This is a genomic window from Ulvibacter sp. 2210JD10-4, from assembly GCF_058148525.1.
In genome coordinates this window covers 456,593-469,133 of the sequence record NZ_JBYVJZ010000002.1, presented here as the reverse complement: position 1 = coordinate 469,133, position 12,541 = coordinate 456,593, and the positions used below count along the sequence as shown (strand labels likewise).

Genomic DNA, 12,541 nt, shown 5'->3' with positions numbered 1-12,541 from the left:
TTTACAGCACCCCTTTGAGATGTGTACAAAGGTAGTTATTTCATTCATTATTTAGAGAATTTTTTATCATATCCTTAATACTTATCCGTTTTTATAGTACCTAACTTTATGATATGGTTATTTTTAAAAATAAATTCACCTTAAAAATTATCCTAAGTTATATTGTATTAGGTGCTTTGGCTGTCTTGGTGAGTATTTTTTTATATTCAGAATATAAGGATTTTTTAGCCTTCAATGTAAAAAATGCCGAAAAGGAAAAATTTATTGAAACCGGAACATTAATAAATACATTGTACCAGACAGATAGTTTCTCCCGCCTTGCACTGCTTACCAAGAAAGAAAAAGATTTTGAGCTTTATACATCCAAAACAGATACTCTTTTCAATAAAATTGAAGAACTTAAATTACTAACCTCCGGGGCATATCAAAAACAACTGCTGGATAGTGTTAAAGAGTTACTTACTCAAAAAAACAGAAATATTGAACAACTTAGGGTTTTAAAGCTTACAAGTAGTCAGGATAATAGTTTAGATGATATTCTTAAAGAAATTAAAGCACTTGAAATAACGATGGGAAAAAATTCATTGGAAACAATGATAAAAAACCCTTCAAAATTAACAAAAAAGGAAACCAGAATATGGCAATCTTATGTTGATTGGCTAAATATGAATACTATAAGTGATACGTCAAAATTAAAATCTAAAACTGTAGATTCTATGTTAGTGGCGTCACGCTATATTGTTTCTGAAGCTAAAAAAGAAAATTCGGAAATACGAAAGTCACTTCAGCAAAAAGAAAATGAACTAATACGTAATGATCTTAACATTTCGAGACGATTACAACAAATTATCACTACCCTTGATACCGAAGTTACCAAAAACAATTTCTTGGAAAAAGCAGCACAACAAGCCTCCATTGACCGAGCTCAAGAAATTTTTAAAATAGCAGGGGTCATTGGTTTTTTGTTAGTTTTTTTCTTTAGCTACTTAATTTTGAACGATTTTTTTAAAGCGGAAAAATTTAAACAAAACCTTAAAAAAGCCAAGCAATATTCAGATTCATTACTAAAAAGCCGCGAACAGCTTATAGCCACTGTAAGTCATGACTTAAAAACACCCTTAAACACAATTGTAGGCTATTCAGAATTATTTGAAAATACACTTCTTACCAAAAAACAAAAACATTATATCAAACAGATTACGTACAGTTCTAACTTTATTAACAAACTGGCAGATGACCTTTTAGACCTTTCAAAATTAGATGCCGGTAAGCTATCCATTGAACCTGTGCCTTTTTCATTAGAACACCTGATACATGAAAATGTAAAAGCAATACAAAAAATCCATTCGCAAAAACCTATAGACCTTACCATATCAATTGATGCGTTTATAAGAGGAGCCCTATTTAAAAGTGATCCGTTGCGTATTCAGCAAATTATAAATAACCTGGTGGGAAACGCTTTTAAGTTTACTGAACAAGGGCAGATCGCCATTGCAGCAAAACAACTAAGCTGTAATCAAGATATAGCAACAATTGAAATTTCAGTAAAAGATTCCGGGATTGGTATTTCAGAAGAAAAACAGCAGTTAATATTTAAAGAATTTACACAAGCTGAAGCAGAGACTATACATAAATTTGGCGGTAGTGGATTAGGTTTGACGATCTCAAAAAAATTAACCAAATTACTAAAAGGAGCTCTAAAAGTAGAAAGTAGTTTAGGCAAGGGAAGTACTTTTACTCTAATAGTACCATTGACGAAAATTGATGCAATTGGTTTAAATATTCCTGTTGAAGTATCAAAAGGACTTTTTCCTTTAAAAGCATTGGTTATAGATGATGATCCTTCTATGATCGCCCTATTAAGTGAGCTCTTTGCGCAAATGAATATTGAATGCTTTGCTTGTACAGACTTCAATGCCTTTTTAAAGAATACTGATCTTCAATTTGATTTTGTCCTTACCGATATTCAAATGCCGGGAGTAAATGGTTTTGAAGTTTTAAACGCTCTTAGAAGTGGGGAAATCTTGAGTTATAAAGATCAACCAGTGATTGCCATGACTGGAAACCGCAAATTTACACGAGAAGAATATTTAAATAAAGGGTTCTCCGAAATGCTTCAAAAACCGTTTAAAAGGCAACAGTTAGTAATGGTTTTAAATAAAATTTTTCCTCATTACTTTTTAGAAAAAAAGTCTGAAGAGATAGGTTCTCTCTATAAAACTGATGAAAACAATATTTATAATTTAGCACTTTTAAGATCCTTTTTAGATACTGAAGAAGCACTAAGTGAAGTGCTTGATGTATTTTACAATCAGTCTGAAGAAGATCTTTTTCAATTGGAGAATGCTATTCAAAAATCAGACTATAAAACCATAACGGCAATTGCACATAAAATGCTTACAATGTGCCGGCAACTTGAAGCCAAAGAAATAATAGCCCTGCTTGATACTTTTGAAAGATGTCACGGCAAAACTTGTACTAAGCTTGAAATGAAAGTACTTTTTGAAAAATTGAAAATTGAAATGAAAAAACTCGTGGAAGCCCTTAAAAATAGAAGTGAGTTACAGTTCTAATTTGTATTGCGCAATTTTATTGTAGAGTGTTTTTCGAGTTATCTTCAATAATTTCGCAGCTTGAGATTTATTAAAATCTGCTTCTTTAAGAGCATTCAAGATCAATTGTCTTTCATTGAACTGTTTTGAAAAATCTACAACAGTAGCCTTAGTTGTGGTTAAAACCTCTTTAGGAATTGCTTCTAAAGGGACTAAAGATCCTTGTGTTAATAATACAGATCGCTTAATTACATTTTTTAATTCCCGAAGATTTCCTGGCCAGGTATACCTTTTAAAAGCAAGTTTCACTTCTTTGGAAAACCCAATGATATCTTTTCCTAATGATGCGTTGGCCTGAGATAAAAAATATTCAGTAAAAAGCATCATGTCTTCACTGCGTTCCCGTAGCGAAGGAATATGAATAGAAAATTCATTAAGTCTGTGAAATAAGTCCTCTCTAAATTTCCCTTCACTTACTGCTACTGTCAAATTCTCATTAGTAGCAGATATGATTCGTACATCTACTTCAATTTCAGTATTACCACCAACAGGTTTTATTTTCTTTTCCTGTAAAACCCGTAACAGCTGTATCTGGTTTTCATATGAAAGATTTCCTATTTCATCTAAGAAAAGAGTTCCTTTATGTGCTGTCTCAAAATGCCCTTTTTTATCACTAATTGCTCCGGTAAAACTGCCTTTTAAATGACCAAAAAATTCGCTGGAAGCAATCTCTTTAGGGATCGCTCCACAATCCACAGCGACAAACTTTTCATTTTTTCGAGAACTATATTCATGTATTGCTTTTGCTGCTACTTCTTTACCTGTACCACTTTCTCCTTGTATTAACACATACATATCTGTAGGCCCTACTAATTTAATGTACTCATTAAATTTTTTAGAGCTATCACTCATTCCTGTTACAAATGAGTTCTCCTCTGTTACACTTTTCGAGCCTATTTCTTTATTAACTACATCTGTATCTATAGCATGAGATATACTTTCGGTCTCCGAAGCTTCATTGATAACCATCAACAATTCTTCAGGACGAAAGGGTTTTGAGATATAATCCAGCGCACCCTTCTTAATCGCATCTACAGCTGAGGAAACCTCAGCATAACTTGTCATAAGGATCGTTTTAGTACCGGGAGCAACTCTTTTGGCAAAATCCAGCAATTCAAGGCCGGAATCATCGGGAAGCTTCAAGTCTGTAATAAGTAAATCGAATTTTTGTTGTTGCAGTTTCTTACGGGCATCTTTACCATTATAGCTTAATACCACATTAAAACTTTTTCGCTCTAAAAATGTAGTTAACATTTTACCGAAGGCAATATCATCTTCTACTATAATTATTTGCTGTCTCATACTTCCCTTATGGCAACGTAAAAATAAGGAGTATATGAGCTTAGAATCTTTAAAGTTTTCATAAAAAAAGGCATCCTGTTAGGACACCTTTTTCTGTTGAATCTAATGGACCGGTTACTTATTTACCTTTTATCCATTTGCCGTTACTGTCTAGATAAACCGTCTTACTTGCTTTTTTTGAACCATCGGCAGCCAGAGTAGTGATAACCAGCTTAAATTCTCCTTTCCCATTTTTGTAGGCTTTAGAAATGGTAGCATCCTGATAGGCTTTAGCTACTGCATCCTTTACAGGTTTTGGTAGCTCTGACGCTTTTAACTCTTTGTAATCTTGGGTTGTTAAGGAAGCGTCCTTTTTTACAGCAACTGTTTCAACAGAAGTCTCATTCATAGTTGTAGGCTGTTTTTCTTCTGTTTGTGCATTTACTGCGGTTAGTGTTCCTAATGCAAATACTGAGGCAAAAATTAACTTTTTCATTCTTTTTTTGAATTTTAATATTTCTAAATCTTTTTAATATGCAATGTAGATTGAAAAAGTAGTGCCAGGTATTAGAAAAACAGTTAAACTACTTATTTTGTGATATTTACAGAGGTTTTTATTTTTTCTAAAAACTAGAAGAGTGTGTAATTTTGATATACAATTGTATAATCTTTACACATAAAATGTATCTAAGTACTACTCTATTTTTGGTGGTTTCCTATTGGACTTTTTTAATGCCTGTGATTTTTTAGCCTTTAGTCTCTGCTCAATAACACTTTTAGAAGGTTTTGTTTTTTTACGAGGTTTAGAGACCTTTAAGTGTTGTTTCAGCAATTCCAAAAGCCGTTCGGTCACAATAGATTTGTTCCGGTATTGGCTACGGGTTTCGCCACATTGTAAAGTAATATTCCCTTCCGAAGAAATTTTTGAAGTCAATTTACGCTTAAGCTGTTCTTTCTCTAATGTTGTAAGTCCTTCTGAAGCCTCTATATTAAATGACACCTCAACTTTTGTTGCCGTTTTATTAACATGCTGCCCTCCGGAACCGCTGCTGCGTATTGCTTTAAAATTAAATTCTTTTATGAGGGTCTCGGTATGCATCAGGCATTAGGGCGATGTTCTTTGCTTAAAAGATCATTAACCGTTTTTACAGGATTAAATGTTAACTGAGGTACTTCTATAAATGCTGTGTTCCACTTTGCCATACCGCCATTCCACAAACCGGGAAGCTCAAGTGCTTTTAATTTTTTTCCGTTTTGAGATTTTTCTGAAATAAATCCGGTTCTGGGGTCTCTATATTTTGAAAGATCAAATTTATTCCCTTTATAATCCCTAACACCGCAAACAATATCAACAGGATTAAAATGTGTAGCTTCATCTACAACAGAACTCTGACGGGCATTGTTCATATCGATTTGCGCAGTTTCTATAATCTGAAGCGTTGTGATCCCGGTTTCACTCTTAACCCAAAACGGTCCTCCCCCCGGAGCTCCTGTATTTTTTACCACTCCACATACCCGCAAAGGCCTATTAAGAATATAGATGATCTCCTGTTTACTTTCCGGAATATCCTTTATACTAAGCTCATTCCAAAGAAAGGATTTAATTTCTTTGACAGATTCTGACGAGCCACTCTCTGTATTGATCTCTTTTAAGTAGTTAAATATCTTCTGTTGTAGCCAAAGTAATTTTCCTGCAAGCAATTTTTTATAAAAGGCAATATCTTCTATATACTCTTCGGCAACAACATTGTCTATGTTTTTTATAAAAATAATATCTGCATCTATTTCATTGAGGTTTTCCAATAATGCGCCATGACCGGAAGGACGAAAAATCAAATTACCTTTATCGTCCCGAAATGGTTTATTTTCTTCGGTAACAGCAATAGTATCGGTTTCATTTTTCTGAAACGAATACGATAGGTTAAAATTGGTCTTTGTTTTTTTGCTGACACGTTTTCTAACATTATTGTATTCTTTCTTGAAAAAAGGAACATGGTCTTTTGAAAGAGTAAAGTGTATAAAAGCATCATCTTTCACCGAAGCATAAAATGCAGCTTCAAATAGTTGTTCTTCGAAAGCAGTAGTAGCGTATTTTGCATATTTATGGAAAGGTATCAGCCCCTTTGGAAGATTGCCAAAATTAAGACCTTTTTCTTCCAACATTGTTTTTACAAAATAGTAACTCCGCATTCCTTTGGTACAATGCTTATAATTTGTATAGTTTTCCCTGATCTTCTTTCTGGCAGCATTTACAAATGCAAATTCTTTAAGAGAATTAAAAAAAGTAATCAGGTCTTTCGCATCTGCATTTTTTAGATATTTATTAAGTTTTTCTTTTTCAGGGTCATATTCCTGCAAGAAACGATGTAAAAATTGGAACATTCTGGTAGCTGCTCCGGATGCAGGAACAAACTTTACAATATCCAACTTATTCTTTTTGCCCTCATAGAGTGAAACCAGCTTTTGCTTAATTTCTTCCGGAATCACCTCTATTCCATTACCCACCGAAGCTGTAGTTACAACCTGTACATAGGGTATTCCTCGTGAAAAAGTTTCTAGTTGATTAACTATATTATCTACAGAGAGGCCGTGATTTTCAATTTGTTGAAGGTCTTTCTTTGTTAACATTAGGTCTTCTCCTTGAGCAATTTTTGAATAGTTATAACAGCGTTGTTTAAACGCTCAGAATTGGATCCTTTTAAAATCTTGTAGGGAACAGCAAGCTTTTTAAGCTCCTTTTCAAAAATACAAAACATTTTTTGTCTGTCATCAGGTCTGTCCCTTAAATTATCGAAAACCCAGGGAGTATCCACATAGGTTAGAAAATAAAGATCATAAGTGTTTTTATAAGTATATTCTTCAATTTCCCGAGGGCAAAACCCATTGTAATAATATTGGGAATATACTTTAATTTCCAGCAAATTAGTATCACAAAAGAGGACAGTTTTCACTTTTCTTGCCGCATCGTTTTCGGCTTTCATTTGTCCTATGGCTATAGGGAGTAGATCTTCTTTAGTACACTTTTCTTTCTTGGCATCCCATTTTTCCTGAAGGTATTCACGCATATATTCAGGCACCCATAATGTATTAAAGTATTCTGACAACTGCTTTGCAAGCGTAGTTTTCCCCGTAGATTCAGGGCCAAATAAAGCTATTTTCAGGCAGGTTGACGGCTGCTGTTCAAGTGCTTTTTCCATTCTAAGTATCCAAAAATTGCTATGAGTAAAAATATAGTAAACTGCAATCCTGTAAACCCTAATCCTTTTATAAAATAAAGTGGAATAGAAATAATATTTCCTGCAATCCAAAGCAACCAGTGTTCTATTTTTTTATTTGCCATAAGCCACATGGCAGCAAAAAATACTCCGGTTGTAAAAGTGTCAAAATAATCTGTTAATCTATCAAAACGATTAAAATATAAATATATGAATATAACGAATACAGCTGTTGATAAGAAGATGCCTAAAGCCTTTAGAGTATCAGCCCTATTTAAAGTTGAAATCTCTATATGATGCCCTTCTATTACTCTTGTCCACATATACCAACCATAAATACTCATTAGTGTATAATATGTGTTTATGATCAAATCTCCATATAGTACAAACTTGTAACAGATATAAATATAAATCACAGTACTAATAATGCCTGTAGGATATACCCAAATATTTTCTCTTTTTGCAAACCAAACACTTGCGACACCAAACAGAACAGCCATTACTTCAAGTATAATATTTGCTGTGGTTGCTGTTTTGTAAGGTTCTAAGAAAAAGTCTATAATTTGGTTCATACTAACTTTCTAGGTGGTTTTAGTTTCAAATGCAGTGCCCATAACCACCAAATCGGCACCGGCATCATACGCTAACTTTTTTTGAGTTTCATTTTTAATGCCTCCTCCCACTAATAACGGGACCTGTAACACTTCTTTTACAGCTTGTATAATTGCAGAGTTTACCGGAAATTCTGCTCCGCTCCCTGCTTCCAAATAAATTAATTTAGCTCCCATATATTGGCCTGCCAATGCAGTATTTACAATAGTTTCCAATTCATTTTGAGGGATAGGATTGGTATTTGTAATGCGTGCTACAGCCGATTCATTCCCGCCGTCCAGCAATAAATATCCGGTGGAAATTATCTCTAAATCTGAATCACGAAGTTTTGAAACAGACTTTACTTGTTGCCCTACAAGATATTCTGCATTTCTTCCGGAAAGTAATGATAAAAACAACAGAGCGTTAGCTGAAGGTGTCACTTGCGAATAATCTCCGGGAAATAAAAAAATTGGTAACTCAGTGTATTTCTTAAGTGCATCTACGGTTGCTTCGGTATAACCATTGACAACAGTACTTCCGCCAACAAAAAGATGTGTGGTTTGTGAAGGGATCTTCTTCAAAAAAGTTTCAACTTCAGAAGCATCAAATTTATCCGGGTCTATGAGAATGGCGAGGAATTTTTTCCCTTCAGAGACACCATCAAGTAAGGTTTGGTAATAGATTTGTGTCATTGTTCTATTTCTTCAGAAATTAATGCATACGCACAGGTAAATCCTTCAAATTCTAAAAACCAGACATTGTATAGTTCCTTTTTGTCTTCAAACCTAACATTTGCCGTAGACTGTAGTTCTTCCAAATTAAAATTGTCAACATAAATATGTTGTAAAAAACTTACGCCCGGAGTTGCAAAACTTTTATACAAAGACTCTTTAGCACCCCAGACCATAGTCAATTTTCGCATAATAGCGTCTTCATTCGCAAGAGTTCTATATTCTTCGACAGGTGTGAATTTGTGAGCTATTTTTAGAATCTTGAGGCGCTGTTTTTCAATATCTATCCCCACTTCTGTATCACTGATAATGATAGCCGAAAAGATAAAAGAATGTGTAATCGAGATATGTTTATTGTCTTTTAAATGCGGTTTTCCGTATGTATCATAAAACAAATCATGATCGGTATAGCCTTCATTAGCCAGTAGGTGTCTTACACTCATAAATCCGCGCCGGTGCAGATCACTTTTCATTCCATCCACCCGGGTACGACAATTTTTAGTGAGTATAATCCCTTCAGAAAGTTCCTCAAAAGATTCATCTATCTTCCAAATAAGAACTTTAGTAGTAGGGCTAACTGTTATAGTTTTGTAAAGTGGCATATAATATTGCAGATATTATGTATTTTTGCAATCCGAATTGCCTTCGGAAAGGAAAAAATTAATAAATTCAAATATAGTAATATGTCAACTAAAACAGTGCCTTACACAGCGTATAAAGTAAAAGATATTTCCCTTGCAGAATGGGGACGTAAAGAAATTGAATTGGCAGAAGCTGAAATGCCCGGTCTTATGTCTTTACGCGAAGAATACAAAAATGAGCAACCTTTGAAAGGTGCACGTATTGCAGGTTGTTTGCACATGACCATACAAACTGCTGTATTGATCGAAACGTTACAAACTTTGGGAGCTGAAGTGACCTGGAGCTCTTGTAATATTTTTTCTACACAAGATCAAGCTGCTGCTGCTATTGCTGCCACAGGCACTCCAGTCTATGCATGGAAAGATATGACTGAAGAAGAATTTGACTGGTGTATTGAACAGACACTTTTCTTTGGTGAAGACCGCAAGCCTTTGAATATGATCTTAGATGACGGGGGTGATCTAACCAATATGGTATTTGATAAATATCCTGAGTTAGCTTCCGGAATTAAGGGCCTTTCGGAAGAAACCACTACCGGAGTACATCGTTTATACGAACGTATGAATAATGGTACTTTGGTAATGCCTGCTATCAATGTAAACGATAGTGTGACCAAGTCTAAATTCGATAATAAATATGGTTGTCGTGAAAGTGCTGTGGATGCTATAAGACGTGCTACAGATATAATGCTTGCCGGAAAACGTGTAGTAGTTTGTGGGTATGGCGATGTAGGTAAAGGTACTGCTGCTTCATTTAAAGGTGCCGGGTCTATTGTAACAGTTACTGAGATCGATCCTATTTGTGCATTACAAGCTGCTATGGATGGCTTTGAAGTTAAAAAACTGGAAACTGTTATAGCGAAAACCGATATAGTTATCACTACTACAGGAAACAAAGACATAATAACCGGAGAACACTTTAAAGCAATGAAAGACAAAACCATTGTTTGTAATATCGGTCACTTTGACAATGAAATTGCTGTTGCCTGGTTAAACGATAACTATGGAAATACTAAAGTGGAAATTAAACCGCAGGTTGATAAGTATACTATAAACGGTAAAGACATCATTTTACTGGCTGAAGGTCGTTTGGTGAACTTAGGATGCGCTACGGGGCACCCAAGTTTTGTGATGAGCAACTCCTTTACAAACCAGACCTTAGCCCAAATTGAGCTTTGGAAGAACAGTGACCAATATGAGAACAAAGTATATATGCTTCCGAAGCATCTGGATGAAAAAGTAGCAAAACTACATTTAGAGAAAATTGGAGTGGAATTGACAGAGCTTCGAAAAGAACAAGCCGATTATATTGGCGTACAGGTAGAAGGGCCTTATAAGCCTGAATATTACAGATACTAAACAAAGTCTTTTTCTGAAATAAAAAAGCCTGCATCAAATTGATGCGGGCTTTTTTTATTACTTTTAGTTTTTGCTAATTATATAACAGTACCATGATTAAAAAAATTACACTTGTTTGTATTATATGTCTTCAATTTACCGCCTTCTCGCAAATTATAAATGATCAAGCGCCTTATGTACTCACGATCGCCGAATTAAAGAACTGGACAGAAACCGGGACAACAGCAGATCCGTTATTAATTGCTTCCGAGCCATTAGCGGAACGTTTTATAAATACAGATACTCAATTTAATCCAAGCCTTCCCAATGATATGGGAATTGCATATTTACCGGACGGTATGAATAATTTTGCAAACTATGGTGAAGAACAATCACAATTCAATTTATATAATTTTACAAACTGGTCTTATATAGATAAGCTGGTATGGTTTGGAGGTACTGCGAGTCAGACCGTACAACTTCCCTCTGCACCGTGGACGAACGCTGCTCATAAAAATGGAGTTAAGGTGTTTGGAAATGTCTTTTTTGCACCAAATGCTTTTGGAGGCTCCACTGCTACGATGTTAGATTTTCTGGAACAAGACGGAAGTGGTGATTTCGTAGTGATCCCTATCATGGTAAACATGATGCAATACTATAATTTTGACGGTTGGTTTATCAATGAAGAAACCTCTACAGATGGTGCTACAGCTCAATTGATGTATGAATTTTTGAGAGACCTGACTACAGCAGTAGAAGCGCTTGATAAAGAGGTTATGTGGTATGATGCCATGCTTCTTTCGGGTTCTGTAGGTTGGCAAAACAGATTGAATGCCGGTAATAGTGTCTTTGTACAAAATGATGAAGATGGGGACACCTCAAACGGTTTTGAGCAGCGTGTAAGCAGCAATATCTTTATTAATTTCTTTTGGAGTAATAGTGCCTTCCCAAGTTCATCAAGAGACAGAGCCAATACAATTGGACGTTCTGCATTTGAGGTTTTTACCGGGGTTGATGTATGGCCGGGAAGAAATCAGGCTCCATTCCAGACCGGGGGTAATAATTGGATGGGATTGTTACATGAAAATACAACTACTCCTTATACTTCCTTAGGGCTCTTTGCCCCTAATTGTATATTTAATAACTCAGTATATAGTAATTTCAATAACGATCCTTCAGACTATGTAGATTTTTACAGCGAAGAAAGACATATGTTCGCAGGCGCAGACCGCAACCCCCGATTGGAAGATGCTACAGGGTTTAAAGGTTATGCCAATTGGATTCCAGCAGCGTCTACCATTACTGAAATTCCTTTTGAAACTAATTTTAATACAGGCCACGGATTAAAAAAGTTTACAGAGGGAATTGAAACCAGTGCCACGCCCTGGCACAACATGAACGATCAGGATATCTTACCTAACTGGCAATTTGCATTTACAGAAAACAACACTGTATCTGCTTCCTGGGATTTTGACGATGCTTACAACGGAGGAAGTTCGTTAAAGGTAGAAGGAACGCTCAATGCCGGAGAAAATAATGACCTTCTTTTGTACAAAACAAAATTGTTATTGACCTCTGATTCTAAACTGGACATTGTCTTTAATTATAGTCAAATTGACAACACCCGCCTTAGAGTGCTATTAACTTTTGCAGACAATCCTACTGAAACTGTTCAGTATTGGATCAATCCGGGTGCAGCTCCGGGTTGGTTTGGAAGAAGTGCCATCTTACAGGAGCATGCAGGCAGGGAACTTGCCACTATAGGTTTACGGTTTGCTTCTGCCGAAACTTTAAACAACTACAAAATAAATATTGGTAATCTTAAAATCCACAATGGGATAGGCCTTGGATTTGAAGATAACTTATTAACCGACAATGCGATCGTTGTGACTTACTCACCTGAGAAATCTGATCTCATTAATGTACATATAGATCGAAACCATCTTTCCGGTGTATTAGACTATGAGCTTTACGGCATTGATGGTAAATTAGTAGCTCATGACAAAATTGGAAGTGCTGAAACGATCTATGCTCTGCAAACCGGTTCTTTTTCAGAAGGGGTTTATTTGCTTACTATAAAGAGTAGTGATTCTTTTTCTAAAACAATTAGGATTAGGGTGAAGTGATTT

At 35.3% G+C, this 12,541-nt stretch carries 11 protein-coding genes; 3 read left to right on the top strand and 8 right to left on the bottom strand.

Annotation, left to right across the window (positions count from 1 at the left end; all coding sequences use genetic code 11):
- Positions 1–113: 113 nt before the first annotated feature.
- Complete coding sequence (locus ACY2RT_RS07740; protein WP_490155330.1) at positions 114–2,573, top strand: hybrid sensor histidine kinase/response regulator; 2,460 nt, start codon at positions 114–116, stop codon at positions 2,571–2,573.
- Here ACY2RT_RS07740 and ACY2RT_RS07735 read toward each other — a convergent pair.
- From ACY2RT_RS07735 to ACY2RT_RS07700, 8 genes are all read right to left on the bottom strand, one after another.
- Positions 2,562–3,914, bottom strand: coding sequence for a sigma-54-dependent transcriptional regulator (locus tag ACY2RT_RS07735; protein ID WP_490155329.1), 1,353 nt, complete (start codon positions 3,912–3,914; stop codon positions 2,562–2,564). The two genes, ACY2RT_RS07740 and ACY2RT_RS07735, sit on opposite strands and share 12 nt — an antisense overlap.
- A gap of 118 nt (positions 3,915–4,032) precedes the next feature.
- Positions 4,033–4,389, bottom strand: a complete 357-nt coding sequence (locus ACY2RT_RS07730) for a hypothetical protein (protein WP_490155328.1) — start codon at positions 4,387–4,389, stop codon at positions 4,033–4,035.
- Positions 4,390–4,587: 198 nt separating this feature from the next.
- Entirely contained in the window at positions 4,588–4,992 is a 405-nt protein-coding gene (arfB, locus tag ACY2RT_RS07725) for an alternative ribosome rescue aminoacyl-tRNA hydrolase ArfB (RefSeq protein WP_490155327.1), read from the bottom strand.
- Complete coding sequence (locus ACY2RT_RS07720; RefSeq protein ID WP_490155326.1) at positions 4,992–6,521, bottom strand: DUF4301 family protein; 1,530 nt, start codon at positions 6,519–6,521, stop codon at positions 4,992–4,994. The genes arfB and ACY2RT_RS07720 overlap by 1 nt, the downstream gene beginning before the upstream one ends.
- Complete coding sequence (locus ACY2RT_RS07715) at positions 6,521–7,090, bottom strand: AAA family ATPase (RefSeq protein ID WP_490155325.1); 570 nt, start codon at positions 7,088–7,090, stop codon at positions 6,521–6,523. Before ACY2RT_RS07715 ends, ACY2RT_RS07720 begins: the two co-directional genes overlap by 1 nt.
- Positions 7,051–7,680 (bottom strand): nicotinamide riboside transporter PnuC, encoded by a 630-nt coding sequence (gene pnuC, locus ACY2RT_RS07710; RefSeq protein ID WP_490155324.1) that lies wholly within the window; start codon positions 7,678–7,680, stop codon positions 7,051–7,053. Before pnuC ends, ACY2RT_RS07715 begins: the two co-directional genes overlap by 40 nt.
- A 9-nt stretch (positions 7,681–7,689) precedes the next feature.
- Positions 7,690–8,394 carry a phosphoglycerol geranylgeranyltransferase gene (locus ACY2RT_RS07705; RefSeq protein ID WP_490155323.1) on the bottom strand — a complete coding sequence of 235 codons (705 nt, stop codon included), beginning with the start codon at positions 8,392–8,394 and terminating at the stop codon, positions 7,690–7,692.
- Positions 8,391–9,035 (bottom strand): 4'-phosphopantetheinyl transferase superfamily protein, encoded by a 645-nt coding sequence (locus ACY2RT_RS07700; RefSeq protein WP_490155322.1) that lies wholly within the window; start codon positions 9,033–9,035, stop codon positions 8,391–8,393. The genes ACY2RT_RS07705 and ACY2RT_RS07700 overlap by 4 nt, the downstream gene beginning before the upstream one ends.
- An 81-nt stretch (positions 9,036–9,116) precedes the next feature.
- Here ACY2RT_RS07700 and ahcY point away from each other — a divergent pair, with 81 nt between their 5' ends.
- Entirely contained in the window at positions 9,117–10,433 is a 1,317-nt protein-coding gene (gene ahcY, locus ACY2RT_RS07695) for an adenosylhomocysteinase (RefSeq protein WP_490155321.1), read from the top strand.
- Positions 10,434–10,525: 92 nt separating this feature from the next.
- Positions 10,526–12,538, top strand: a complete 2,013-nt coding sequence (locus ACY2RT_RS07690; RefSeq protein WP_490155320.1) for an endo-beta-N-acetylglucosaminidase — start codon at positions 10,526–10,528, stop codon at positions 12,536–12,538.
- Positions 12,539–12,541: the final 3 nt, after the last annotated feature.